At 37.5% G+C, this 26,181-nt stretch carries 30 protein-coding genes, 1 tRNA gene and 1 pseudogene; 3 read left to right on the forward strand and 29 right to left on the reverse strand.

Annotated elements, in window-relative coordinates; translation table 11 throughout:
* Positions 1–44: 44 nt before the first annotated feature.
* From N3Z16_RS04345 to N3Z16_RS04410, 14 genes are all read right to left on the reverse strand, one after another.
* Complete coding sequence (locus tag N3Z16_RS04345) at positions 45–1,751, reverse strand: IS630 family transposase (protein ID WP_282486886.1); 1,707 nt, start codon at positions 1,749–1,751, stop codon at positions 45–47.
* The gene (gene traU, locus N3Z16_RS04350) at positions 1,721–2,833 is read right to left on the reverse strand and encodes a conjugal transfer pilus assembly protein TraU (protein WP_282485706.1); all 1,113 of its coding nucleotides are present in this window, start codon (positions 2,831–2,833) and stop codon (positions 1,721–1,723) included. Before traU ends, N3Z16_RS04345 begins: the two co-directional genes overlap by 31 nt.
* Entirely contained in the window at positions 2,823–3,086 is a 264-nt protein-coding gene (locus N3Z16_RS04355; protein WP_282485708.1) for a conjugal transfer protein TraD, read from the reverse strand. Before N3Z16_RS04355 ends, traU begins: the two co-directional genes overlap by 11 nt.
* Before the next feature lie 19 nt (positions 3,087–3,105).
* Positions 3,106–3,384: a hypothetical protein gene (locus N3Z16_RS04360; RefSeq protein WP_282485709.1), complete on the reverse strand. Its 279-nt coding sequence runs from the start codon at positions 3,382–3,384 to the stop codon at positions 3,106–3,108.
* A gap of 51 nt (positions 3,385–3,435) precedes the next feature.
* Complete coding sequence (locus N3Z16_RS04365; protein ID WP_282486887.1) at positions 3,436–3,906, reverse strand: conjugal transfer protein TraW; 471 nt, start codon at positions 3,904–3,906, stop codon at positions 3,436–3,438.
* Positions 3,894–4,073: a hypothetical protein gene (locus N3Z16_RS04370; protein ID WP_282486888.1), complete on the reverse strand. Its 180-nt coding sequence runs from the start codon at positions 4,071–4,073 to the stop codon at positions 3,894–3,896. Before N3Z16_RS04370 ends, N3Z16_RS04365 begins: the two co-directional genes overlap by 13 nt.
* Position 4,074: 1 nt before the next feature.
* Positions 4,075–4,284, reverse strand: a complete 210-nt coding sequence (locus N3Z16_RS04375; protein ID WP_282485711.1) for a hypothetical protein — start codon at positions 4,282–4,284, stop codon at positions 4,075–4,077.
* 22 nt (positions 4,285–4,306) lie between these two features.
* Positions 4,307–4,714, reverse strand: coding sequence for a hypothetical protein (locus N3Z16_RS04380; protein ID WP_282485712.1), 408 nt, complete (start codon positions 4,712–4,714; stop codon positions 4,307–4,309).
* 50 nt (positions 4,715–4,764) lie between these two features.
* Positions 4,765–7,308, reverse strand: coding sequence for a TraC family protein (locus N3Z16_RS04385; RefSeq protein WP_282485713.1), 2,544 nt, complete (start codon positions 7,306–7,308; stop codon positions 4,765–4,767).
* Between the two features lie 157 nt (positions 7,309–7,465).
* On the reverse strand, positions 7,466–7,672 hold the full coding sequence (locus tag N3Z16_RS04390; protein ID WP_282486889.1) for a hypothetical protein: 207 nt from the start codon (positions 7,670–7,672) through the stop codon (positions 7,466–7,468).
* Positions 7,659–8,291 carry a TraB/VirB10 family protein gene (locus N3Z16_RS04395; protein ID WP_282486962.1) on the reverse strand — a complete coding sequence of 211 codons (633 nt, stop codon included), beginning with the start codon at positions 8,289–8,291 and terminating at the stop codon, positions 7,659–7,661. The genes N3Z16_RS04390 and N3Z16_RS04395 overlap by 14 nt, the downstream gene beginning before the upstream one ends.
* Before the next feature lie 196 nt (positions 8,292–8,487).
* Complete coding sequence (locus N3Z16_RS04400) at positions 8,488–8,841, reverse strand: hypothetical protein (protein WP_282486890.1); 354 nt, start codon at positions 8,839–8,841, stop codon at positions 8,488–8,490.
* A gap of 2 nt (positions 8,842–8,843) precedes the next feature.
* Entirely contained in the window at positions 8,844–9,743 is a 900-nt protein-coding gene (locus N3Z16_RS04405; RefSeq protein WP_282485716.1) for a TraK domain-containing protein, read from the reverse strand.
* Positions 9,740–10,066, reverse strand: coding sequence for a TraE/TraK family type IV conjugative transfer system protein (locus tag N3Z16_RS04410; protein ID WP_282486891.1), 327 nt, complete (start codon positions 10,064–10,066; stop codon positions 9,740–9,742). The genes N3Z16_RS04405 and N3Z16_RS04410 overlap by 4 nt, the downstream gene beginning before the upstream one ends.
* Before the next feature lie 26 nt (positions 10,067–10,092).
* Between N3Z16_RS04410 and N3Z16_RS04415 the strand changes: the two genes are divergently transcribed.
* Positions 10,093–11,202: an IS630 family transposase gene (locus tag N3Z16_RS04415; protein ID WP_282486892.1), complete on the forward strand. Its 1,110-nt coding sequence runs from the start codon at positions 10,093–10,095 to the stop codon at positions 11,200–11,202.
* On the opposite strand, the gene N3Z16_RS04420 is transcribed toward N3Z16_RS04415, so the two are convergent.
* The 9 genes and pseudogenes from N3Z16_RS04420 to N3Z16_RS04460 all read right to left on the reverse strand — a co-directional run bounded on the left by N3Z16_RS04420 (position 11,159) and on the right by N3Z16_RS04460 (position 17,085).
* Positions 11,159–11,470: a TraE/TraK family type IV conjugative transfer system protein gene (locus N3Z16_RS04420; RefSeq protein WP_282486893.1), complete on the reverse strand. Its 312-nt coding sequence runs from the start codon at positions 11,468–11,470 to the stop codon at positions 11,159–11,161. The genes N3Z16_RS04415 and N3Z16_RS04420 overlap by 44 nt on opposite strands.
* The gene (locus tag N3Z16_RS04425; protein ID WP_282486894.1) at positions 11,471–11,755 is read right to left on the reverse strand and encodes a hypothetical protein; all 285 of its coding nucleotides are present in this window, start codon (positions 11,753–11,755) and stop codon (positions 11,471–11,473) included. It abuts the gene before it with no gap.
* Between the two features lie 22 nt (positions 11,756–11,777).
* Positions 11,778–12,122 (reverse strand): hypothetical protein, encoded by a 345-nt coding sequence (locus N3Z16_RS04430; protein WP_282486895.1) that lies wholly within the window; start codon positions 12,120–12,122, stop codon positions 11,778–11,780.
* 8 nt (positions 12,123–12,130) lie between these two features.
* Complete coding sequence (locus N3Z16_RS04435; protein WP_282486897.1) at positions 12,131–12,334, reverse strand: hypothetical protein; 204 nt, start codon at positions 12,332–12,334, stop codon at positions 12,131–12,133.
* A gap of 140 nt (positions 12,335–12,474) precedes the next feature.
* Positions 12,475–12,717: pseudogene (locus tag N3Z16_RS04440) on the reverse strand (helix-turn-helix domain-containing protein); the annotation flags it as partial.
* 31 nt (positions 12,718–12,748) lie between these two features.
* The gene (locus N3Z16_RS04445; RefSeq protein WP_282486898.1) at positions 12,749–14,389 is read right to left on the reverse strand and encodes an autotransporter domain-containing protein; all 1,641 of its coding nucleotides are present in this window, start codon (positions 14,387–14,389) and stop codon (positions 12,749–12,751) included.
* Positions 14,390–14,422: 33 nt separating this feature from the next.
* Positions 14,423–16,015 carry a DnaA N-terminal domain-containing protein gene (locus N3Z16_RS04450; RefSeq protein WP_282486899.1) on the reverse strand — a complete coding sequence of 531 codons (1,593 nt, stop codon included), beginning with the start codon at positions 16,013–16,015 and terminating at the stop codon, positions 14,423–14,425.
* 1 nt (position 16,016) lies between these two features.
* Positions 16,017–16,499 carry a hypothetical protein gene (locus tag N3Z16_RS04455; protein ID WP_282486900.1) on the reverse strand — a complete coding sequence of 161 codons (483 nt, stop codon included), beginning with the start codon at positions 16,497–16,499 and terminating at the stop codon, positions 16,017–16,019.
* Positions 16,500–16,821: 322 nt separating this feature from the next.
* Complete coding sequence (locus N3Z16_RS04460; RefSeq protein WP_282486901.1) at positions 16,822–17,085, reverse strand: helix-turn-helix transcriptional regulator; 264 nt, start codon at positions 17,083–17,085, stop codon at positions 16,822–16,824.
* Positions 17,086–17,357: 272 nt separating this feature from the next.
* Here N3Z16_RS04460 and N3Z16_RS04465 point away from each other — a divergent pair, with 272 nt between their 5' ends.
* The gene (locus N3Z16_RS04465) at positions 17,358–17,639 is read left to right on the forward strand and encodes a hypothetical protein (RefSeq protein WP_282486902.1); all 282 of its coding nucleotides are present in this window, start codon (positions 17,358–17,360) and stop codon (positions 17,637–17,639) included.
* Between the two features lie 884 nt (positions 17,640–18,523).
* Complete coding sequence (locus N3Z16_RS04470) at positions 18,524–20,056, forward strand: recombinase family protein (RefSeq protein WP_282486903.1); 1,533 nt, start codon at positions 18,524–18,526, stop codon at positions 20,054–20,056.
* Here N3Z16_RS04470 and N3Z16_RS04475 read toward each other — a convergent pair.
* The 6 genes from N3Z16_RS04475 to N3Z16_RS04500 all read right to left on the reverse strand — a co-directional run bounded on the left by N3Z16_RS04475 (position 20,024) and on the right by N3Z16_RS04500 (position 26,169).
* Positions 20,024–20,116 (reverse strand) — tRNA-Ser (locus N3Z16_RS04475). The genes N3Z16_RS04470 and N3Z16_RS04475 overlap by 33 nt on opposite strands.
* Positions 20,117–20,219: 103 nt before the next feature.
* A complete protein-coding gene (acpS, locus tag N3Z16_RS04480) occupies positions 20,220–20,651 on the reverse strand; it encodes a holo-ACP synthase (protein WP_282486905.1) in 432 nt (143 codons plus the stop codon).
* Between the two features lie 31 nt (positions 20,652–20,682).
* Entirely contained in the window at positions 20,683–22,425 is a 1,743-nt protein-coding gene (locus tag N3Z16_RS04485) for a pentapeptide repeat-containing protein (RefSeq protein WP_282486906.1), read from the reverse strand.
* 30 nt (positions 22,426–22,455) lie between these two features.
* A complete protein-coding gene (ntrX, locus tag N3Z16_RS04490; protein ID WP_282486908.1) occupies positions 22,456–23,880 on the reverse strand; it encodes a nitrogen assimilation response regulator NtrX in 1,425 nt (474 codons plus the stop codon).
* A 188-nt stretch (positions 23,881–24,068) separates the two neighbouring features.
* Positions 24,069–25,892 carry a sensor histidine kinase NtrY-like gene (locus N3Z16_RS04495; protein WP_282486910.1) on the reverse strand — a complete coding sequence of 608 codons (1,824 nt, stop codon included), beginning with the start codon at positions 25,890–25,892 and terminating at the stop codon, positions 24,069–24,071.
* Positions 25,893–25,926: 34 nt separating this feature from the next.
* Entirely contained in the window at positions 25,927–26,169 is a 243-nt protein-coding gene (locus N3Z16_RS04500; RefSeq protein WP_223938542.1) for a helix-turn-helix domain-containing protein, read from the reverse strand.
* Between the last annotated feature and the right edge of the window lie 12 nt (positions 26,170–26,181).

Below are 26,181 nucleotides of genomic sequence, written 5' to 3' on the forward strand. Positions count from 1 at the left end.
AATGCAGTTTCTATACCTATTAACCCACCAATTAAATACCCGACTTAGGCGGCATATTTTACTTCTTTCGCCTGAAATAATCTTTTGATATGTTCTGGGTTATTTTGCAGAGTCCTTAGGTAAGATTTTAAATTCCCTTGGAGTTCAGATTTTGTAAGAGGTATATGTTTCCTATTTACATTTCTTTTTAAATCGTTGTTTAAATATTCATCCGGATTATGTTGCGGAGTATACGGAGGCAGAAAAAATAAAGAAATTTTCTTTTTATGTTTCCGAGTCCATATTTGTACTTTTTTGCTATGATGAACCTTGAGATTATCTAGGATTAAGAAGATTTTTTTCTTGGAGTATTTTACCAACCTCCGTAAAAATTCTATAAATACATTTGTTTTTAGTGTCTCTTCGTACAGCATAAACCTTAGCTTACCGTTATTTGTAACAGTGGATATCATGTTTATACTAAATCTCTTCGATTTATGAATCACAACAGGGGTTTTTCCTTTTAAAGAATAGCTTTGTAATACCTGACACTCTTGTTTTATCCCTACTTCGTCGCACCAATGTATTTCTGCCTTTTCATATTCTGCTTGCTTGGCTATTGACGGATATTCTTCATCTAACCAAAATTGAACCCTTTTGGGTTGCTGCTCATATGCTAACTTCTTTGGCTTTTGTGCAGTATACCCCCATCTTCTTAAATATTCGCCTATTGTACTTAGGGGAAGAAAAAATCCACAATGTTTTTTGATGAGTGCATTAACTGATTTTCTTGACCATAATGCTGATTTGATATTGTGATCTTCTGGTCTAGAGATATTTACGTACCCTTGTATTATTTTACTTTGATCTTCGGTTATAAGCCTTTTCTCTCCTATCTTTCTACCTCTTAACTTCCCACTAATTGCGTACTTGTCGCCTCTCTTTTCCCTCCTTACCCATTCATTTACTGTCTGGCGACTCACTCCTATTAATTCACCTACCGACGATTGACTCTCTCCTCTTTTTACTAGTTTTAGAGCAATCTTTCTCATCGACGCTTGTGCGCTTATTGATAATTTCCTAAAATCTTCACTTTTTGACATTATTGCATTATACAAATTCCTTCCTTCTTGGCAATAGTTATGTCGGGTATTTAATTGGTGGGTTAATATATTTCCTGTTACCTTGTCGTAGATAATCTTATCTTCCACAAGTTCCTCAGATGTACCTGTTATCAGGTCGGCTTCTTTAATAAGTACAAAGGCAGGTACCGTTTTAATGTTGAATCTGTCAAATTCCTCAGGATCAATCTGTATCCCTACCCCTTCTTCATCACCTACTATTTCCGTTACCGTCTTATTCAGTTTTACCCAGGAATTATCCGGCAAGCCGTTAAATACCAGAACCCCTCCGTAGCGCCTTGCTTGCCTAACATAAGTTTTAAGTAGCTTAAGGTCCATACTGCTACTGATAAAAACTTTTAGCAAAACCGAGTCTCTGTAATCTCTACCTGGCCCACCTGAGCCCGTTAAATTCTTATTCTCTATTACTCCATCCCGCTGCTGCCGTAGCATAAGCAACTCCCTGTATTTTTCAGCGATAGCACTCATTACAATTTCCCGTGATTCCTCTATAAGACCTTTAAGCCGGTCTCTATCTGCTTCCGCTACGTGCTCTGCTAATAGCCCCTCCCCGGCTTCTACATTACTGTTTGCCATAAGAAACATGGGAATTAGTACCGCTAAAACCAGCAACAATTTTTTTTGCGCCATATCAAGTACCCCCAATCTTGCCCGTCATACGGATATTCGCAACCACTGCTATATAACATGTCGGATAATCCAATCGGCCAACAACCTATACCTGAAGAAGTTGTTACCGGATTTACCATCTGTAATTTGTATTGGCTCTTTTTAATCTTTGGAGCCCTGAATTTGCGACAGATCGCTCCATTTATTGAGCCGTCCGATGTTGAAGTTTCCTGCGCCAGACCTATTCGGTGCATCTTGGCCAGTATCCTGGCAGTAAGTAATGAGCTATTCCCGGCTCCGCCGATATGATCCGCATTTGCACCGCTAAACGGATACATGTTACCCCAGCACCCACTACACCAGAACATGCTATCATCAGGTAAGTTAAACGTGGCCGCTCCGCAGTCCAGGCCGCACGCTGCCTGAGCTAGCATATTGCCGAACAGAATACTTTCAGGATTAAGCAGACTCTGTAGTTTTTCATCATTCCAGGTAACGTCATATTCACTCATGTATGCCACGTCAAAAGTCGATTCCTCAAGACATCCAAAATCGGTGATCAGTTCAAGCCAGTAAATAAGCGGATAGATGTAATAATGAACATGATAAAAACTGTTATGCGCAGTTCTGTTCCCATAGCTTCTATTGTAACTGCTGACCTTGCGCATATCAGACCCAAGCATGACTCCGCCAAGATTTACCATGCAATACGGTGTTCTTGTAATATCTACAAGGCGTACCGGCTCCCAGAAGCCTATGGAAATACCGGGTATCGGTATCGGAGGAGTTCCTTTGCTACAGATACAGATAGGGCTTTTAGGGTTCTTAGTATCCCGTTTCTTCGGTGTCGATCCCTTGCCGATCTCTATACCGGTAGGGGGAGTGCCGATTGAAATAGGTAGTAAACAGCTCCAGCAAACGTCAGTTATCGGATTGACAAACCGGCCTTTGCATGTCAGACTGGCATTTCCTGAAACAGGTATGAAAATAGCTATTATTAAAATCGCTATCTGCCTTTTTTTTAGGTCCATAAGGTCTATAAACAGGAAGCATCCGCCAAGATTCCCCTGCTTATAGACCGGTACCTCCGGTCTATATCCCATTCCCTTTCTGCTCCGGTTTCATAAATTTATCATTTTTACCTGTTAGTAACGCCTTTCCCATTTTCCTCCACCTGGATATCAATTCCGGTTTCTCCTTCAAGGCTCTTTTGCAATCAAGGAGCATTCCGTAAAGCACGCTTGCATCATGTGGGTGCATATGATCAAAACCGGCCTTAACCAGCAAACCGCCTAACATGATCTTTTTCCTGGCATCGCTCTTCCTCTCAAAAATGGATTCATTCTTTATTAACATTGCAAAATACCTTATTTTTTTATCCGTTCCGGTTACCAGATTTCGCACCCGGTTTCTTCCGCCTACTGGGAAACGTTGCCTTTGAGCCAATCTCTTTCAGCTTTTCAAGAAAAGCATCGTTCCTGTTTTCTTCCATGGAAGCATAAATCGCCAGACCTGCAAGTAACCTATTGTCCAGGCAAATGCCGCCATTGGCATTTATTACCTCAAATATTTCATTCTTCCGCCACTGAACCAGTTCTTTCCTCTGCTTTTCCAATTCCTTGATCCGCTCCTGTAAAGTTTTAACTACGCTCATGATTTATACTCCCTCTTTTCATTTCATTATGATTTTTACCAGTTACCGATTCTATTTTTCCGGATCAACGGCTACTTCAACTATTTTCAGATTTTTTCCGGCCTGCTCGGCTACCGCAGGACTTCCCCTAATACCGAACCTGGTTGTAAGTTCCCCGCCCTGATCAAAATATACTTCGAATCCCAACTTATCCTGTACCTCCGGTGGACTTCCGCCCACTAAAATAATCCTGTCCTCTATTTTCTTCGCTCCGCTGCTACTACCCGGTAATAACTGACCTTTTAACCACTCTACCTGTTTCTCTTCCCTTCCGTCGATAAAGAACAACCTGCGATCCAGATCCATGTAATCCAAAGGATTTACTCTAGTGCCTGCTTTGTATAACACTCGTCCGCAAGGTAATACCGCATCCTCGGTAAGGATATAAGTCGGATCGTGCCAAAACTCCCTTGTCTCCTTTGCCGGTATAATTCCTGAAACAGGAATAGGGTTTCTAACCCTTTCTTCTGCTATGCTGCGCATTCTCTCTTCTTTTTTAAATCAAGTTCTGCAAACTTCTTCTGCAAACTAAGTAAAATACTTTCTTCCGCTACCGGATAATTTGCGCCCCGATTACCAAAATCCTTAGCAAAAACAATATTACTAAAGATAGAAATATATAATACAATCGCCATATACGCTGTTTTCATGTTATCCTTGCTTCTTCCTCCTTAAATCAGATATTTCTAATTCATTCTTCTCAAGCAAGACCTCATCAACATTATCCTGATAACGCTTTTCCGATATTTTTGACCGCTGTCCTATAGCCATAGCTATAAAGACTATCACAAGCCAAATAGCCAATTTGCTTTTCCAGTTAAACTCAAAGCCCGGTTGCTTTTTTCCTATTTTATTCTTCATGTCATCCCCATATTTTTTGTATTTATTTTGTTGTTGCATCAGGTGTTGCTTTATCTTCCTTATTACTTTTTGATTGTAGAGTTTGAATGATTTTTGCGTGCACCTCTCCTGAGATTGAGCGCACATCCGAACCGGTTATCCCGCCATAACTTGAGTAGATGATTTTTACTTGCCTGCTCTTATAAGCCATAACCGTCTCTTCAATAAGTTTCTGTAACTCGTTACCTATCATCCCGAAAAACAGATCTTTCTCCCCGCTTGCTCTTATACGCTCCTTCTCCAGATTCAATAACTCTTCCCGGGCAATATATACTACATGGCTACGGCCTGCATGATCGGCGTATTTTAAAGTAAGCATGCTACCTATTAACAAGCCGACGATAAAAAAAACGATAAAATGTAATATGTTTTTTCTTCTAAAATTCACCATTATTCCTCTTGATATCCGTCTCTAATTTCACTCAAATAACTATTCCCTTATTAACTTTGGCTCTTATACCGGACCAGCTCCTCCAAAGCTTTATCAAGCCCGATGCCTCTTGATTCCAATTCCCTTAAATACCTGAAATCATTATCATCGGTTGAGTAAAGTGCCTGAGCATACGGATCAAGCAATAACTTGCCGATTACCAGTACCCGGCTTGAATAAAGCATCATTTCAGAATGACTCCCTTTAACAAACTGTATCGTTTCAATAAGAGGTATCAGGGATTCATAAGCAGAACCCTCAAGCGCTTTTAAACCCTTGCTGTTTTGCTCCAGCATCACCGTCCACTCGCTGTTCTGTGCTATCGTACGCCTGTGGTCGCTTGTCGATAAATCACTTACGTTCTGCACGCAGGTAACTAGAGAACCGCCGTATTTTCTGATGGTCCTTGACATCTCGGCTAAAAACTTCTCACTATGATCAAGTGCTCGCCATGCCTCATCAACTACCAGCATGAATTTCTGGGACCTATCTCCGCATAAAACCTGCATGAATATCTGTATGGCTACTACCTGCATAAGTACCGATAATAACGTCTCGTCCTTTGCTACTTCTTCCAGTTCAAAAACAGTTATCCTTTCCTTAAAAGTAATATTGGCGGCATTTTCAAAATATTTGCCGTGCATACCGCGATCGGTAAAAGGTAACAATGTCTCACCGAGTTCCTTTTCTATTCCGTTACCGTTTTTAAGAACCTCGGCGATTTTACTGATAGTAAGATCAGAGCCGTTCCTCTCTATTGCACGATAAATAGCATCCTCTATTAATGCTTCCTTGTGCGGGTTATTACCGGCACCGCACATACTTGTTATGATGTTCTTCGCATACATAACTCCGTCGAGTGATACATAATACTCCTTATCTCCTGACCTGATAGTTTTTATCGGCACAGAACTTCCATCCTCAAGTATAGCCTCTTTTAGCTTACCGCTTTCGTCTACAAGACCGCTTAAAGGGTTTAATGAAATCCTACTTGCGCTACCGAACCGGATAAATTCGCCCCCAAGCAGTTTGCAGATATTCTCATAGCTTTTGCCGATATCCAGAATGAACATCCGCACATTATGCGAGAGCATCGTTGTTGCCATTTCCTGAATCAGTACCGACTTACCAACTCCTGAAGGCCCATAGATCTGTACGTTATAATTGCCGCCTGCAATCTTGTAGAAAGGATTCCAGTTAAACAACTGTCCTTGCGGGGCCTGCAACAAAACTCCGGATACCGGATTACCCTGCCATTCCGCATGCAGCGGCAACTTCGCTGTCAGCTTTTTGCTAAGAGAAATCATTCGCTGCTTTATGAACCGGAGCCCCTGCCAGTAATAACTTGCCTGCATCGGCATAAGTGCTAGCTGCAGAGGAAGGTGAAACTTATCCATTCGCATAAGTTCAAAGCCGTTCATGTTATAAAGCGATATCAAAGCTGCTTCTGCATCTTCCATAACAGCAGCAGGCGCCGTAATACTGACCGTAAAATTAAAACTTAAAACCCTTCTTCCTTCTTTTAAATCGTCAATTACCTCTGCCCACTCCGCTGCTTCCCGTTTTAGATTCCCGTCAAATCTTGCCAGAAACTGCTCTGCTGATTTCCTTACCTGCTCACCTCGTGCTATTAACCGCTCACTACTACCTTTTGGCATATCGCTTGCCACCGTAAAATTAATGATAAAACGTGCCGGTATTGTTGAGGGGGAACCTTTATCACCCTTATCACCCAGTAACCTGATCATATCAACCAGTGACCAATACTCAGGGTATTCCGCTACGCCGTAAGTTCTCGTTATGACTTTTCCGGCTCTGATTTCCTGCTCCCTAACCTCAAGATCTTTTCCGGGCTTTAAAATCTGCTCATTTAACGGCATTAACGGATTTAATTTATTACTCCTCTGGTTTATGTCATTTTCCTGCGTCATCATTTCATCGGCTAAATCCATTAACCCTTGCGCAGGCACTGTTAAGGGTTCAAGACTAAGCAATTCAAGTTTCTTGCATAATTGCCTTTTGAAATTGACAATCTGCTCTGCGCTTATTTGCATTGAATTGAAACTGATGATAATCCTGTAATTACGGACGGTTTTTAAACCGGAATTTGCATAATCTTCAGCAAGAGTTTTCATGTATTTTAATCTATCTTGCGTGATCCTGTTTAAAAACGGATCATCTACTATTCTCATCTTCTTCCACAGATTTAAAATATGACCGACCTTGTGACTAGCTATTAAAGTAAACTGCAGGAAGCTTTTCTCAGGCATTTCCTTATCAAAAAAATGCTGCAGATTCTTAATTACCTTCTCATCAATGCCCACTAGCGGCAGGGCTTCCAAAACAAAACCAAGACCGTCATCCTTGTTCCGGAAAATGCCACGCGTAGGATCAAAACTGCGATAACAGAACAGTGTACTCCAGTCGCCCGGGTTACCGAGGCGGTCTAATACAAGACGGCTCATGTCAGGCATGGAGATGCCAAGCTCCCTATTGGTTTCAAAACCTGCAAACCGCAGAAATTTCTCTTTTGCTCCGGACAATTGCTCTATCATGATGATTTCTTAACTATATAGTTAATATTGCCGGTCTCGCTTCCCGGTTTACTTTCGCTTCTTATGCCTTCATCAAACTCGTAAGGATTATCGCAGCTTTGGCCGGAGCAGTTTTCCCTAAGACGTTTTTTCTGCTTTGCTACTTTAACCTTACCGTTTACTTTCCAGACTCCGCGTTATTTACCATCTGCTCTATTTCCTCTACCGAACTGCAATTAGCTCCTTTCCCCGGGGGACAATCAAATTTATTCTCGTATACGGCGCAGGCACTTAATCCCAACGCTAAAGCAGTAAATATAAGAAAATTACCGCTTACCTTAATAGTTTTATTTACTAAAAATCCATAGCCGCTATTTCCTCTCATGCTTGATCTCCTCTTTTACTGAAACACTACCGAGATATACCCCTTTGGCAAAAAATACCGTTACCGGCACGGCTCCGGGAACTTCAATTACCGGTGCCGCCGCTTCTGCCATCTTCATATGATAGTCGGCCAGCTTTTCCGCCGCATTACTAGCCCCTCCGCTCATTGAATCGGTAATCTTCTCTTTTATACCGGTCTTATCCTTTGAAATTGCGCCAAGACCGGGATTAAACATAAAACCCTTATCGCTTTTACTGCTGCCCGCAAAACCGCTGATCACTCCGCCCAGTGCCGCATTCTTTAAATGCTTGCCCGCCATCGATACTACCGTCCCCTTTATTCCGTTCTTACTGTCCCCTCCGTGTACTACGCCCGCTATTTGCGTCTCGATCACTTTACCGGTTTTATTATCGGTGCAGGAAAGAGTCTCGGCTCTTGCTATTACCCGCTCATTTGCCATCTGGCCGTAACCGCTCGCAACAATACGGCACCTGGTTAAATCTATCTTGAAATTCTTCGGCAAATCTCCCTGCCCTGTTACCCTAATAAAAATAGGCGGCGGTTCCGCAGGCGTTCCAACTCCGGTGGAAGCAGAGATACCGCCCCGGAGTACCCCGATACAAAACTTCCCGCCGGTATATAATTATCTCCGTCCTTATATTGCTCCTTTAAAGCAGGAGCAGATTCTACGCTGCCGATTTTGTGCGCCGTTGTACCCCCGCGGTTATTAGTAGGCAATCCGGCTTCCTCTTTTTTGGCATTTACCTTCCGGTCGGTTTCCGCTAACTCCTTTTTTAACCAGCTGAGCTGCTCCTTTAATAATTCAATTTCACTGTTATTGTTTTGATTGATGATTTTTTCTCCAGGTTACTCAGCAGCTCCTTGTGCTCTTCTTCGTAAGTTTTTCTTGCCGTCTCTTCTTTTTTCAGTCTTTGATCAAGATTATTAAACCATATCTTACCGCCGTCTAACCTATCTGTAGGAAGCTCAACCGAAATTTTTTGCTGCTGCGCCGGTTTCGAGGAAGCCGGCGGCGGGTTTAATAGATCCACTACAAAATCATAACCGTAAGCAACTATTGCCAGCGCCATTATTCCATAAGCAACTCTGATGAATTGCCGGTTTCTGATCTTTTTGCTATCCCGCAAATCTTCTTCGCTACTTCCCATGATTATTCCTTCTCTCCGTTCTGACCGAATCTACCGTCCTCTCTGATAACATATGCAAAAGCACTTTCTCCTCCCCTAAGCTCAGCAGGAGCAATATGTACCGATTTTACATCCTCAAATAAATCATTCATGATTTCCCGGCTTAACCGGATCGACCCTAAGCCGTGATTTTTAATAACAACTCTAAGCCCTTTAAGATTGTTTTTTGCCCAGCCGTACCTGCGGTCGATAACAAACGAAAGACCTGAGGTATCTTCTCCGGTCAAGGTATTGGGCACACTCTTATTGAAGATTTCTACGTCATACCTGCTTTTTCTATCCTTGATCATCATTTTAAGTAGATGGACGGCAGCTATTTCCTGCTCATGATTACAGGCAACCTCTTTGCTGCTATTTTCAGTAACGGGTAATTCCTTTTCATTAATCAGTATTGACTGACTTCTCCCTTCCAGAACTTGCAAACTTAAATCAATTGCCCGCTCGTTATCACAGATAAAAGTCAGATCAATCATCTCCCCTTTCGCAGCAACAGGCGTAATAAAAACATGGTTACCAGATTCATCACTATTGATACTGTATAAAAATCCCTGACCTATTACTTCCCTGATTTTCCTCCCCTGTACTTGAAAACGGTTCTGCAAACCGTAACTAATGAACGCTCTGATTCTTGCAGATCTATCCGTTTCATATTGCTGTAACCCTAAAGCAGCTATGCCCTGACCTGCAAGCAAAGCCTCAATATCTTTAGTAGTAACATCACCGGAAAGAACGGCGGGAGAATCCTTTAAATCATTTGCAGGGCTACTAACCGCACCTTGGGAAGTAGCAAAGGCTACATTCTGTGATATCAAAATATATGCAAATATAGCGCTGCTGATTATTCTCTTCCGACCCGTTTTCATACCTGCTCCTCTTCATCCTGTTTTTTTACGGGACTCTTTAAATCCGGTTTGATAATTTCAGTAAACTTCTTAAGTTTGAGCTTTCCTCCCTGCATCTGAAATTCAAGTAAGTATTCCGCCTCCCTATCCTCAAAATACCTCTTCCCGTAACCGACCGTTAAAATCCCCGTTGCCTTTACCGATAAGGTTTCAGGATCGATTTCCAGCGGCTTCGTCTCCGTAAAATAGGTAATCAGATCAAATTCCTTATGCTGCTCCGATTTTTCAGCAAAATACTGACTGATATCCTGAATACTCCCGGCAACCGTATGACGCAGGATCATATACTTTTTATGCAGTACATTATTCGGTGTTATTAACCCACCAATTAAATACCCGACATAACTATTGCCAAGAAGGAAGGAATTTGTATAATGCAATAATGTCAAAAAGTGAAGATTTTAGGAAATTATCAATAAGCGCACAAGCGTCGATGAGAAAGATTGCTCTAAAACTAGTAAAAAGAGGAGAGAGTCAATCGTCGGTAGGTGAATTAATAGGAGTGAGTCGCCAGACAGTAAATGAATGGGTAAGGAGGGAAAAGAGAGGCGACAAGTACGCAATTAGTGGGAAGTTAAGAGGTAGAAAGATAGGAGAGAAAAGGCTTATAACCGAAGATCAAAGTAAAATAATACAAGGGTACGTAAATATCTCTAGACCAGAAGATCACAATATCAAATCAGCATTATGGTCAAGAAAATCAGTTAATGCACTCATCAAAAAACATTGTGGATTTTTTCTTCCCCTAAGTACAATAGGCGAATATTTAAGAAGATGGGGGTATACTGCACAAAAGCCAAAGAAGTTAGCATATGAGCAGCAACCCAAAAGGGTTCAATTTTGGTTAGATGAAGAATATCCGTCAATAGCCAAGCAAGCAGAATATGAAAAGGCAGAAATACATTGGTGCGACGAAGTAGGGATAAAACAAGAGTGTCAGGTATTACAAAGCTATTCTTTAAAAGGAAAAACCCCTGTTGTGATTCATAAATCGAAGAGATTTAGTATAAACATGATATCCACTGTTACAAATAACGGTAAGCTAAGGTTTATGCTGTACGAAGAGACACTAAAAACAAATGTATTTATAGAATTTTTACGGAGGTTGGTAAAATACTCCAAGAAAAAAATCTTCTTAATCCTAGATAATCTCAAGGTTCATCATAGCAAAAAAGTACAAATATGGACTCGGAAACATAAAAAGAAAATTTCTTTATTTTTTCTGCCTCCGTATACTCCGCAACATAATCCGGATGAATATTTAAACAACGATTTAAAAAGAAATGTAAATAGGAAACATATACCTCTTACAAAATCTGAACTCCAAGGGAATTTAAAATCTTACCTAAGGACTCTGCAAAATAACCCAGAACATATCAAAAGATTATTTCAGGCGAAAGAAGTAAAATATGCCGCCTAAGTCGGGTATTTAATTGGTGGGTTAATAGATCAAGTAACCCAACCAGTGTAGTCCTGCTCCACTCTTCCAGATAACTTAAGGATACGTCGGTGCCCTTTATCCTGTATTCCCGATCAATACCGGGAACAAGTATCACCTCACGATTCATGCTCATTATACTAAAGGAAAGAAACAGGTTGCTAAACAACAGGATTCCGGTAACAATCATGATTATGTTCCGTTGCTTCGTTACTTTTTCAAGAACCGTCATAAGCCTTGTATCTTCCATTTAGAAAAATCTCCTCATATGCGATTGTGGTAGGTTTTTACCTCCTATTATCCCGGCAAACGGTAAATGCCAGTAAATCCATCTCTGCCACCTCCCCTTATGCCAGATAATCCCAAATGCCCTCCCTAAAGCATAACCTCCGACAAACGAAATTATCCCTATCGGCATACTGAATAATATCCACATTAAAAGCATTGCTACTCCTCCCCCGATAACGCCAAAAAAGGAAGAGCCCATTATTCTTACGGGTCTGTTCAGGCATTTACTTAAATATATTCGTTCCATGATATGTAACTCCCCTGCTAATTTAGACAATACCGAATGCTTTTTCCGCCGCTTTAATCAGGAGTCCGCCAAGAGCCATACCACCGGCAGCACCGGCTATTTTTGTTTTTGGCTCTCCCGGAGTAAAAGCAAGGCCTGCAACTCCGCCTATGAATATTGCTACCGGTGTATACACCTTGCTAAAGGCAACTACCGGCTCAAAAAAAGCCTTTCCTCCTGCATCCAGATCAATCGCCCAAGCCTCCGGAATAAACACGGAAATTAACGCGCAAAAAGTTACGATTATTCTTCCAGAATGCAGCTTTTTTATTATTTTAAGAAACTTTCTGTCTCGTTTATTCTTATAAACCAATTGTTTGTAGCTCATTTTTATTCTTACTCTTTAGTTAAATTGTTTAGAAAAATAGATTTACCAAACCCCGTTGGGATTCTTGCTATTATCTCATGGAATTTTCCATGGTATCTTTCACCGGTAAGCTTTCGATCACGCTTCATACAAGCCATCTTGAACTCCCACAAATTTCTAAAATCTTGCAGGAGGATATATCCTAAAAATTCCTCCTTCTTCTCTTTGCTCATCTATTTTTACTCCCTTCAGTTAATTTGATTTATTTACGCATACCCTTTCTTTAACAGGGATTTAATAAGGGTATTGATTATGTCCTGATGATACCCCTATAGCAGTGCGTCTAAATTTTCTTGCTACCTTGCAGACTGTTATCACTTTTTTCAAACTCTTCGTAAAAATATGGTATCTCATGCTCCAGAGCTTTAGCTATTAGCATTAATCTCGAAGCAGAAACCCGATTCGTTCCGTTTTCATACTTTTGTAGTTGTTGATAGGTTACATCGATTACTTTTGATAACTCAGCACGACTCAATCCTTTTGCCAGACGAAGGAAATAGATTTTCCTACCGATGAATTTATCTATTTGCTCTAAATAACTGCTTTTTCGTCCCATGACTGTTCCTCCCTTTTATTGTCAGTTTTTATCAAATATTAATTCGCAGCTTTCCATAAAAGCTGTTTCCCAAATAACGCCTGTAACGTGCCTGCTCATAACCGGCACTTGCCTCAAACCTTGAGTATGCAATCCCTATACTTGCTCCAAGTCTGTATGAATCTTTCAGCACAGGTATCCTGTAATCGGAAAGAACCAGCCCGCCGCTATTCCTTATCTTTAGTCTGTTTGATTTAGGGGAAAATCCTGCTTCATACGCTGCTTTGATTTCAGGGATCAATTGGCATTCTCCAACTTGAAAAATCCCCGTTATAGCAATTCCTCCCTTAATTGCAGGTCTTCGAATAGCAAGCTTTTCAATCTTCAGATTTCCCTGATCCTTGCCCTTGAATCTTATGGTCTCATAAGAAATGCCAAGGTTTGGAACGACAAAGAGTTTAGCTATAGGGTAATAATAATCAGCTACTAGAGATCCCCCGAGTAATTCCCCTTTTAATTTGAATCTGTTATTGCCGTTAATCAGGGAGTAATAGTTGACTTTAGCATCAACCTGACCGAGCCTAACCTCACCGCCGAGTACCAGCCTTTCATTCATGTTGATACTTCCGTAAAGACTACCGATAAGTGATCCGATATCACCGCTAAACCTGCTACCGGTATTATTACTGATATTACTTACTACGGTTTCAGAAGTGGATTTTGGCGTAAGTTTTGTCCGGTTATGATTTAGAGCAATACCAATGATGGTATCGTCATCCAACTTGCCGTCAAAACCTATAGATCCTCCCGCAGATTTCTGCTTTACTTCCAGAGAATCCTGAGACTTGAATATGCCGCTTCCGTAGCTCCCCCGAACCCAGAGTCCGTAACCGGATTCCTCGTCTCCGCCGGATACACCCATATTGCCGGTATCAATCAGATACAGATGAGTAAGCCTGTCCGCTGTAGCTCCGGCAAAATTTGCCATATCGGAAAAGGCAACTCTGTTTACTGCTTCCACATACTTACCGGCTACGCTTCCTGCTATTATTTCAGCAGCTGTTATTATTTTTGCCTGCAGGCTACCAAGGTGTAGAATACGGATGGTTCGTGCGTCGTTAATATTAGCAAGTAAAGCTCTTGCTGCTTCAGGGGTTAGGTTTACTTGACTTAAACCCGCTAAAGCTATCAGATTCTCGGCAGTAAATGCTCCGCAACTCGATCCGTCGTTCTGCTGATGAACCCGCAAATCAACTATTTCGGCAGTCGGTAGTATCTTTTTTATAGCAGCGATGTACTGACCGCTCTCGCTATTTACTCCGCCGACGGGAGTGCCGAAAGAATCATTGTAAAATACGATAATATTACCATCAAGCTTCCTCCTGATTACAATCCCTGTCCAGTGATTATTGCTTAAGTTTACAGGTATCAGAGCAGGTTTTCCTGCTTGTGCCTCAAGCAAAGCAGCTGCTACTACATCCTTGATCAATTCAGTGTTGCTTGGTACTGCAGGGGCAATATATACACTATCACCAAGGCGATTCCTGATAACATTCCTGATATCTGAATCATCATACCAGTAACTAATATTGGCAATTTGGGAATTAGCCTCAGCCGTATATGAATTTAATACTGCAAAACCTGTCATAATTATTAATAACCTTTTAATTTTAATTTCTCCTTTCCTGATCATAAAAATCATATTCCTTAACTCCGTGCGTATTTTTTACAGTTTGCTGTAGTAAGGTTTCTCATTTCCATAACCAAGGCCTACGGCAAAACCCATCCCTCCTGCTAATCTCACAATATGATGCATATAGTTATCTGATACCCAGTCCTTGATAAAACTGCTCGGAGCTTTTAAGGTTAATTTTCTTGAACTTGCATCAATACTTGCTTCCAGCTTGCTTATCCAATGCTGATCCAGTAATTCGCCCTGAGGTACTAAATCAATAAACCTGCTTCGTACCGTTTCCCAGATATCACCGGATATTTGTAGTTCCTGTTCGGTGTTAACGGTTTGGTTATTTTTACTTGGAATACCAGGATTACTAAACTCATAGTCAGATAAGCTTTTTTCTTTTGCGTCCGGTGTAACGATTTGTAATTTGCTAATAAACCCGGAATCTGCTTCATCAAAACTAATCCGGTTATGAGTAGATTGAACCTGCTTCAGGATGATTTCCTCATCCGTTTTGCTAAGTTCCATATGTTTATCAAGATTTAAGATAATGACTCCTTCCCGGACATTAATCGATTTATAAGCCTTAAGCAGGTTATAGGCCTTGTCTTGAGACAGCACCGCTGCTATCAGCTTTTTAAAACGTTGTTGCGGTGATACTTCCGGGTTATTTTCTATTTCAGTAAGGTATTGTTCTTTTGCTTCAAAGCTGATTTCATCCTCTGTCATATTGTTCCTTATTCTAAAATTATCGTTATTAACTTTTTCCGGTTGCCTTTTCTCATAGGTAAAAACCTTTCCCATATAGTTTAAAAAAGCTTTCCTGCTTTTAAAAAACCTGTCAGTTAGACGTCTTGCCATGTCCTGCAGTATTTCATTCATTACCCGAAGAGAAAATTCACGTTTTGATAATGACTGCAATTGATGACAGTCTTTCTGGGTTAAGGGATAAAAGTCTTTCAAACTTTTTGCGCTCTTGTCGGATATTGCAGCAAAAGAATTTTTGCAAAAATTAGATGTAGATTCTCTAGATTGAGATTCGCTCTCTTGTGCGCTTACCTCTCCTCTTTCAGTAGTACCTGAACCCGTAGATCTAGATCTATCTTTATTATTCTCTTCTTTATTCTTATCTATTCCTTGCAAACGAGGAGAGGGTGATACTAAAAAGTGGGAAGCATCAACTTTTTTAGAACTAAAAAAAAGTGGTTTACAGGAGTTTGAGCTATCCTGATTCTTACTTTCAGATAGCTGTAACGAATCCTTATTCAAATCAATAAAAAGCCTGTTATTATATTCTTGTCCCCTTAAAGTTACATTGCGGAATATTCGGGTAATAATTCCCATCGTTTCAAGTTTGACAAGAACTTTACGAATTTTCTCCCGATTAAAACCAAACTTGCGTTCAAAATGAGCGTATGAAGTTTGCCATATATCTTCAGGAAATTTAGGTACGTAAGATATCTGACCGGTGATCGGGTCTCTGATTTCCTTAGGTCTATACCAGTAAACTATTTCAGATAGTATCGAGATCAAGGGCAGATCAGGTGATCCCCTACCGTTAGTAAACCTTACATACCATTCATCAGGGATGATATTTCCTCTGAAATTGTACTGATTATCAAGCGGTAACATTTCCATATCAACATACCTCCGCTTCCGATAAATCAGTTAAACCGGTAATATTTAACCTGATATCCAGTTCTTTATGAATTTGATATCCTACGGTAATTTCCCGAAAAGAGCGGGTTAGTATACCTGACCTGTGTAAATGGCATGATGCTTTGATATCCAGTTCTTTATGAATTTGATAGCCTACGGTAATTTCCCGAAAAGAGCGGGTTATTATACCTGTCCTGTGTAAATGGCATGATGCTTTTTGCATATCTATTTTGCTCATACCGAACTTTTTTCGGAAATGTGCAAAACAGTCTGTTAATACGAAATCCTCTCTATAATTACCGCTCTCATATCTTAAATATAAAAGCTCGGTTATAATTACTGCTTCCGGCAATCTAAATTGGCATGGTGCAAAGATCGAGCCGTAAGATTGAAAAAAAGGTAAATTATTTTTAGTCGGGTTAGCAGCTTTATTGCACCCGTTTGCTTTTTGTGTTATGGTCATATCCGCAATCTTGTTTGGTTAAAACTCAGGTTTGCTTATTTGCTCGCCATAGATATCTTTCAGGTTTTGTAGGACTCAAGTAAGATACCGGGCGGGCATTTATCTTGTTTATTTAACTAGGTCATAATTTTTACTTAATACTTGGTTTGGTTCTAATTTTTTATACAACTATAAGTCCATAAAAACCTATAAGTGATTTCTTAAGAATATCCGGATAACTAATACTTGAAAACCCCGATTTATAACAGGCAACCCTAAATTCTATTGACTTCCCTAAAACAAGCCAAAAATTATTTTAAATCGTTGTGCCGGACGCAACCTTTTATCTAAAAGAATCAGCATGTAATTCTTCTCTAGGAAGAATATTTTTTTCAAGTTCCACATCAAATATCTGATCAGTCAGTCTATAAAAATCATTTGCCGAAACTGCTCCTCTTGTTACAAGGTAAATCTTTGTCATAACAGGGGCTTTTGGTATAGAACCTTCATGTATGTATCTAAAAACTGCGCTCTTGTTTACACCTATTATTTCTGCAAATTCTGGAATTGATAATTTCTCTAGTTTAAGAAATTTTTCTAGACGCATAAAATGCTGAATCTTAAGTTAATTATCCCTATAGAAAACCACGTGGTGATGATAATTACAAAGAATTTTAAAATGGTTGCGAGCAGCGCAACCACCTCATTAAATAATTAACGGAAATAAAATTCGTAAATCCTTATAAATACTCACATTCAGGTTAATTAAACAGGGCAACTTACCGGTATTTTGGTTGCGTGCCGTAAATACCGATTGCAAAGACTATTAACCTATTGAACTATTGACTAAAGAAATTGTATATAAGTGATATAAACAATATGAAAAAAATCAGGTATACCGAATCTACTACAACAATTACTTTAACTCATAAACAAAGGGCATCTGTTGCCAAAACATTATCGGTAACAGAAGAGCATTTTCTTGATTCAATAAAAACTGGTAGGTCACAACATGAAATATTTAATGGGATAGCAGCTAGTATCCTGGCATCTTGTCCGGATCAAATAGACGAAAAAGAATCAAGAAAATTAGCACGTAACTTGATAGGTTTTTGCCAAAAAATTATTGATCTTCAAATAAAACAGGATTTGCTGGATTAAATAGACAAAATCAGTTATTTGTCCTTTATTAATACCGTTTATATTATAAATTAGTTAGTATCCATCAATTACTTTCCACTTTATAAACTCCTATAATAACCATCTCAATTTTTCTAACTAAAAACTTGACTCGTTATTACTTTTATTCATCATGTATCAGAATTGGGATTAATTCTTAGAACCTATTTTAAAAGTTCTGCAGGCATTAAGGTAAAATGCTTAAGCTTAATACGTGGAGACATGTACCCTACGAATATAAGGGATCAAGAATGGTTTTTAAAAACCTGTTGTTACCCAAGAAAAAAAGAGATTCATGATATATGGATACATAGATCAGAGAGAAAGTTGCTAAAAAGTCAACGCCGACTGTAAGAATTATCGAGATTCAATCTGTTAAGACTAGTCAAAAGGGGATCTATAGTATATGATGCCGGTAAAAAAGTTAAGGGTAGAAATCGTCATATAACTACAAATATTCTTGGTTTAGCATTATCATGCGAAATACAGGTATTTAACGTCCAGGATCGTGATGGTACCAAAAGAAGTGCTCGTAAAAACTAGGGCAAAATATCCTACTTAACTTTAAGTTTACTTGCAATTGCTCGTAAAATTATTGATCAAATATATTTTTAGGTAATTCTTAAACGTTGGATAGTTGAAAGTACTCTTGGTTGGTTTAATAATTTTAAGCAAATGAAGGGACTATGAACATTCGATATGATTGCTATTACGTTGAAAGCGCTAACTGATCCTTAAAAAACTTTCAAGAGAGGTTCTTAGGACCATTAATTAGTTTCTGATGTAAAAAACGTGGATAAAAACAACCTTAACATTTACAAATTAGCTTATAACTTATTATTAAAAATCAATTTAATAAAAACACTATGGCAGAGAAAGCAATAAAAGCAGTTATTTTATCCAGAGTTTCCTCTAAAGATCAACAGGAAGGCTATTCTCTTGAAGTACAAACTGAAAGATTGGAAAAATATTGTGATCGAAAAGGATTGCATATTTTAAAGAAGTTTAAAATAGTTGAATCTTCAACTAAGGGTGATCGAAAGGAATTTATGGAAATTATCAAATTTATAAAACAGCATCGTGAGCCTATAGCATTCGTTGCCGATAAGGTAGATCGCATTCAAAGAAGCCAGAAAGAAACTCCCTTACTTGATGAATTAGTTAGAAAAGGTAAACTGGAATTACATTTTAATAGTGAAAGTTACGTTATACATCAGGAATCTACTGCCCATGAATTAATGATGTGGGGGATGGGAGTTGTTATTGCCAAATGTCATACTGATCTCTTAAGTGAAAATGTCAAAAAAAGTTTTAAACAGAAAGTTGAGGTTCACGGGGAATGGTATGGTAGTGCACCACTTGGTTATTTGAATAAAAGAGATGAACGCGGTAGGGGACTAATTATAGTTGATCCCATCAAGGCCCCTTTAATCACAAAAATATTTGAAGAGTACGCAACAGGAGCATATACTTTATCTGAAATGGTATTAAAAGCGAAAAGATGGGGTTTACGTAGTAAAAATGGTCATTACATAAATAAGACAGTTTTACATAGGATGATCCAGAATCCCTTCTACTATGGTGAAATGCGAGTAAAAGGCGAATTATGGCCACATCGTCATGAGGTTATTACTACTAGAGAAGTATTTAAAGCTTGCGAGGCAGTACGTATGGGATGGAATAAAAAACCCTTTCAGTATAGGGGTAAGGAATTTTTGTTTAGGGGTATATTAAAATGTGCTATTACCGGCCGGTTGGTAACTTCTGATACCAAAACTAAGAAATATGCAAATGGTAAAGTAGCCGAGTGGACATACTTACGAACATCGGATCCTGATAATCCGGAAAAGAAGTTATGGGTTAGAGAGGATGAAATAACTAAACAGCTTGAAGATATTTTACAAAACCTTGGAATAAGGAATCCTGATATATTAAAGCAGGTAATTGAATATTTGATGAATGTTAATGAAGGAAAAAAACATAATTTTAATCGTGAAATTAGTGCATTAAAACAGGAACATACATCAATTCAAAATAAACTTGATAATTTAATAGATCTGGTAGCTGATGGAATTTTAACAAGGGAAGAATTTTTACATAAAAAAAATAAATTAAAAGAACGTCAATATGAATTAAGTGACTTACTCAAAAGCTACGACAGAGTAGATGATAAATTTTCAAAAAAGCTTATAGGTCTTATAAACATTAGCTCTCAAGCTTATGAAACTTTCAAGGGTTCGACAGTAAATGAAAAAAGGGAATTACTGAATTTTATATTTGCGAACCTGGAACTAAAAGGCCGTAAGCTATGTTATACATTAGCTTTCCCGTTCTCAGAATTTGAAAAAATCAATAATTGTACCACGTGGCGGAGAGAGAGGGATTCGAACCCTCGATAGAGATATGATCCCTATACTCCCTTAGCAGGGGAGCGCCTTCGGCCACTCGGCCATCTCTCCATGACATGCTAGGTATAACACTGAATTTTTTACTTTTCCAGCTTTATTTTATTAAATAGAGCAAAATATTATAAAACATATATTCAAGTAAAACTATACAATATTAAAATTTTCCAAAAGGCGGTAGTTCATGCAGACTACCTATCTTAGTAACAAGAGCAAAAGCAATAGCAACCGGATAGTCATCTGAGAGAGAAATATAAATAGAGTAATTATCTAGATAACTAGCTGTTTTATTAAAAATTTTTGCACTTGGGGCTCCCCTCAAATCATTAAATATTGCTATTTCTTTAAAGCTCATTTTAGCTCCAATACCTAACCCAAAAGCTTTTGATATAGCTTCTTTAGCAGCAAATCTCTTGGCCAAAAACAAGCAGTGTTTTTCCTTAGTTAACTTCCAAAAATCTTTTATTTCAAGTTCATGATAATTTCTAAGCAAAAACTGCTCTCCGAATTTTGCATACAACTTTTCTATTCTGGGTATCTGGACTATATCTGTACCAATACCTACAATAAGGCTAGGCAAATTTTGCATTTTAATTTTTGATTACTATTTTAGTATATCCTTAATTACCAAGACCAGATACAGATACTAATTCAGCATTTTTAATATTAACATTTGTAACAAAAGCTCTCCTAAAATCCAGATTATTTAATTTAGTTGAGCTTAAATTTGTTTCGTTTACAGTCGTTTTCTTTAAATTAGCATCAGTAATTTCTGATCCAGAAAAATCCGCCCCAGAAAAATCTGCATTGCTAAAATCCACACCCTTAAACACACAACTTATGAACTTAGAATCTACCAGTTTTGCCCCGTTCAGAAGAGAACCGTTAAAATTTATTTGCTTTACTTCAAGGCCTGAGAAATCTATGTAGGCCATGTTCAAATTTGATAAATCCCGGCTAGCCATTAATTCACCCATTGAATTATAAGAATTTAGGATCACCATATTAGCTAACCCTTTATTATTAAGTAAAATAGTACGTGACACGGGTGAATTAATTATAACCGATGCGATATTAGTTACCTCTCTAATCTGGGAATTGCTAATTGGAGAATTATTAAACACTACTTCCTCGAGATTGGAATTTATTATAGCTATTTTGTTAAGAACACTTGCTGTAAAATCCGTTCTTTTGATTTCTGATTTTAAGAAAATTGCCTTACTTAAATCTGAGTTTTTAAAGGAAGAATCTTCTACGCTATAATTTTCAAACAAAGAATCAGATAAATTAACTTTAATAAATTCTCCCTTGCTCAAGGTGTTATTTGAAGAATGAAGATTACTCAAATTAGAATTAGAAATTTTAAAATCTTTTAAAGAAGCCTTTTCCCAATCACCATTCGTGATGGATACATTATCCATATAAGAATTAAAAATATCAGCTCCAATAAATTTTGAATTATCTAGATATGTATCCTGGATTCTACTCGATTTCATAACTAATCCTGTAAATACCGTGTCTTTCATATTACAATTACTAATCAATATTTTATCAAATCGCACGCGCTTAAATGAAGCATAAGGAAATAAAGAAGAGGCAAACTTTGTGCTTCCAGTAAATTTAGAATCATCCAAGATAATTTGGCTAAAATCCGCTTCCGTAAAAATACCATCTATAGATTCAATTTCACTTAAATCTGAGGATTCAAAGCTACAATTTTGCGATGTTACACTTGTTAATTTTGCCTTCCTCATATCCACGCCAAAAAAAGCGGAATTTTTGATATTAACATTAACAAATATAGAAGATATTAAATTAGCTTTTTGAAAATTAGAATTCTCAATTATAGCATCTTGAATAGTGACTTTTGATAAATTAGCTTTATCAAACTTTGAATTTTGAATTTTAGTACCAGTAAATTCTGCCTCTTCGAAATTGCAATATGAAAAGTCTGAATCTATAAACTGTGATTTATTGAATACAGATGCCTGAAAATCAGCCTCCGCAGCTGTAAAATTACTGAATACCACTCCTGAAAAATCACTTTCTTGAATTGTTGCTCCTTGAAAATTAACGCCATTCAAATTGCATCCAGAAAAGTCAACTCTGGCTATTTCTGCTCCTGAAAAATCAATGCCGGATAAATCCGCCCCGGAGAGATTAACTCCTATTAATTTTATCCCTTTTAAGTTATTTCCAAACGTATTTTTTATATCAATAATTTGCTTTTTCTGAGATCGCAAATAAATATATTCTCTTATTTTATCGTTCTCAACTTGTGACAACTGTCCCTTATTTTGAGTATTCTCATCGCTGCACGCTAGCACCAGACATAACAAAGGAAGAAAAAATAATTTTTTCATAAAAGGCCAATATAATTTGTAAGTCAATAATTAAACTAGATCAAGTTCCTTTTCCTGATCTGTTATTTTACTTGCCGAATGTATACTTAACATTTTTAGCTTTCTATGCAATGCAGATCTTTCCATGCCTACAAACATGGAGGTTTTTGATATATTATTATTAAATCTATTCATTTGTGCGGACAAATATTGCCTCTCAAATACTTCCCTTGCTTCACGCAGCGGCATAGACATCATATCTAAATTATTATCAGGTTTAGGTATATTTACACTATTGCTTATAATATCTTGCGGCAGCATGTCGGATTTTATTCTTTCTATAACTCCAGATGCCAGAGGGTTCATTATCAAGGTCCATTCAATAACATTTCTAAGCTGCCTTACATTACCTGGCCAATAATAAGCTTGCAATGCCGCTATCGCTTCATCAGAAAATTCTCTTTCTTTCAACCCAGAAAATCTAGATAATTGTTTAACAAAATATTTCACTAATAGAGGTATATCTTCTTTCCTTTCTGATAAATTCGTTACATAAAGAGGAACAACATTCAATCTGAAATATAGGTCTTGCCTAAATTTACCTTGAGCAATTTCCTCCTGCATATCTTTAGTTGAAGAAGTAATAAATCTTATATCTAATTTTACGGCCTTATTGTTTTTTATTAAACTCTGATCCTGCAAAAACTTCAGCAATTTATTTTGTATAACCATTGGCAAATCGCCGACTTCATCTATATACAAGGTGCCGTTGTGAGCTGCCTCTAAAACGCTAATTCTTTTGTCAAAAACAGTTCCTTGTTCTTGTTTCTCTTCATCACCAAATAGTTCCTGTTGTATCTTAGTTATCGTAAGTGCAGTAGGGCTAAAAACTATAAAAGGGCCGCTTGCCTTTCTTGATTTTTTATGGATTAACCTTGCAGCCAGTTCCTTACCACTACCTCCACCTCCGTGAATCATAACTCTTCCAGAAGTTGGGGCTACTTTTTCAATCTCAGATTTGAGCTTGGTAATAACTGAAGAAGATCCTATAAGTTCTGTTTTATCAATAACTTTGGAACGCAACTCTATATTTTCCCTGCGTAATTTTGATGATTCACAGGCCCTTTTTAACAATATTATTAACTTATCATGGGTAAATGGCTTTTCCAAATAATCATAAGCTCCCATTTTTATAGCACTTACAGCTGTCTCAATAGTACCATGACCGCTAATTACTATGACCGGCATTAAAGGATATTGCTTTTTTATTATCTCCAAAATACCTAATCCATCAAGTTCGCTACCTTGTAGCCAAATATCCAGTATCACCGCATTTGGTACTTTTTCAGCAATTGCTTTAAATGCTTGGGTGCTATTTGCTGCAGTTCGGCTGGAAAATCCTTCGTCTCTTAAAATATCAGATATTATGTCCCTAATATCCATTTCATCGTCTATTACAAGCACATCTAATGCCATAAACCTTCCCCAAATACAAAAACAGTTTTGTTCGCTTAACTTTACTCTAGAAATATTAAACAATTAACTATAAACAATACCTTTAAGTTATCCTTATAAAAAATATAAATCAACATAAATAATAGCATTTATGCAACATATTGTTCTAAATTTTACAAAAAAGTTAAAACATTAACAGTCTAAAAGGTTTATTTTAACTTAACTCTTAACTCTTTAGCATTAAAAGTTAACTTCACACATCCTCCGCCTTCTTCTCTGTTAAAAATATTTAAAGTACCAAGATGATCTTGGACAATCTTATCAACAATAGCAAGGCCAAGCCCTGTACCTTTTGCTTTAGTCGTAAAATAGGCTTTCGTTGCATTTTCTAAAACATGAGGAGAAAAACCCAAACCGTTATCTAGGACAGAAATAGCAATAAAATCTCCATCTAACATAATATGAACAGTAATTCGCTTTTGATAGCTAATATTTTCAAGAGCATGCTCAGCATTTTGTAATAAATTAACCAAAACCCGATTTAATTGCGTACCATCACATACTAATTCAAATAATTTTACATTCGAAAAAACTTGATACAAAATTTTATCATTGATAAGACGTCTTTCGTCAACTAGCTGATTAATAATTGAGACTATTTCATGCTTGGAAAAATCAGGGGAAGGTAATCTTGCAAAATTAACAAACTCTGAAACTATCATGCGAATTTCGTTGGAGTTTTTTAAAATATTATTAATATATTTTTCAAAAGAGTCTGGATCTTGTACTTGGTTTTTAAATTTCTTAAGTAACCTTTCTGCCCCAAGATGAATCGGGGTTAATGGATTTTTGATTTCATGCGCTACCTTTCTTGCTACATCAGACCAGGCTAGAGCTCTCTGGGCAATAAGTAAATCGCGTTGCTGACGGTCTATTTGTTTAACCATTCGGTTGAATGCTAAAGACAATATTTTTATTTCATCTTTTTTTAACCCTTCTTCAGGGACTTGAGCAGTCAAATCACCGTTTTTTACTTTTTCTGCAGCAATTACCAATTCTCTAATTGGTTTTACGAGTTGTTCCGCAAAATGTCTTCCCCAAATAATTGCTGCTAAAAGCAAAATTATTGCTAGTAAAATAAAAATCATGGCAAATTTTACTTGCAGATCAAATATATGGCCCTTTAGCCTAAAATATTCCTGGGCTGTCCCATTTGCTCTATTAATGTGATCAATTATTTTCTCATCTATTAACCTCCCTATTAATAGATAAGTATCATTGTAATTCCTGAGTTTTATTAAAATTCTCAGCTTAGTCGGATCAGAGGAAATTTGTACCACTTCTCCTTTACTGGCTTTATCAAAAACATAAGACGGAATAGCCAAAAAAGATAAAGAAAAACTTAAAGCTGTTTGAGCTAAAATCGTATTGGTATCTTTCTTAAAAATTATTGCCTCATCAAGAGTTCTCATTTCAGCTTGTCCTGTAAGAATTTCTTGGAATAACTCAGGGTTATAAACCAGCTTATAATATAAATCGTCATAATCATCGGAAATTGAAATCGCCGTTTCTTTTAATTGCATTATATGCTCATTTATATAAGATTCTCCAACGATAATAGATTGTTCTAGCACCCTGGAAACTTTATCGTCAAACCATGATTGCACTCCAAAATTAAAAAAATACGTAGAAAAAACAGCAACGATAATGGTTGGTACTGCTGCACCAAAACTAAAAGCAATGATTATTCTCTTTCTTAACTTGTATGCCCTTTTTCTAGTTCTTTTAATAAAAGAAAACAAACTAGAAACCGGATTATTTAATAGCAAAATAACAAAAAGAAGAGAGCCTACCAGAATAATTAACATTAACCCAATAACACTTACCGGATCGACTTCACTATACTGAAATTCTAGATAAACAAAAAAACTGTTAATTAAGAGAAATATTACAGCTGCAGCAATAATAGTATATGGAACATTTTTACTGTAACGGTGTTTAACTATACTTTGCCAAAATTTTTTTAAAAACATATATCAAACACCTAAAATTAGCAAATATCTTATGTTATAGCCCCAGCTCCTTCATTTTTTTTCTCAAAGTATTTCTATTAATACCTAATATCTTAGAAGCTTTGATTTGAACACCATTTGTATGGCTAATAGTTTTTCTAATAAGAGCTCTTTCAACTTCTCTTACCACTCTTTCGTATAAACCGGTCTCAGGAGATTTGCCTTCGTGCATTTCAAAAAATTTATCGATTTTTACTTCAATCGCATCAATGATCGACTTATATTCCCTATCTCTCATAAAAATAACTTA

Source organism: Candidatus Megaera polyxenophila, from assembly GCF_029982035.1.
Lineage (GTDB): Bacteria > Pseudomonadota > Alphaproteobacteria > Rickettsiales > Rickettsiaceae > Megaera > Megaera polyxenophila.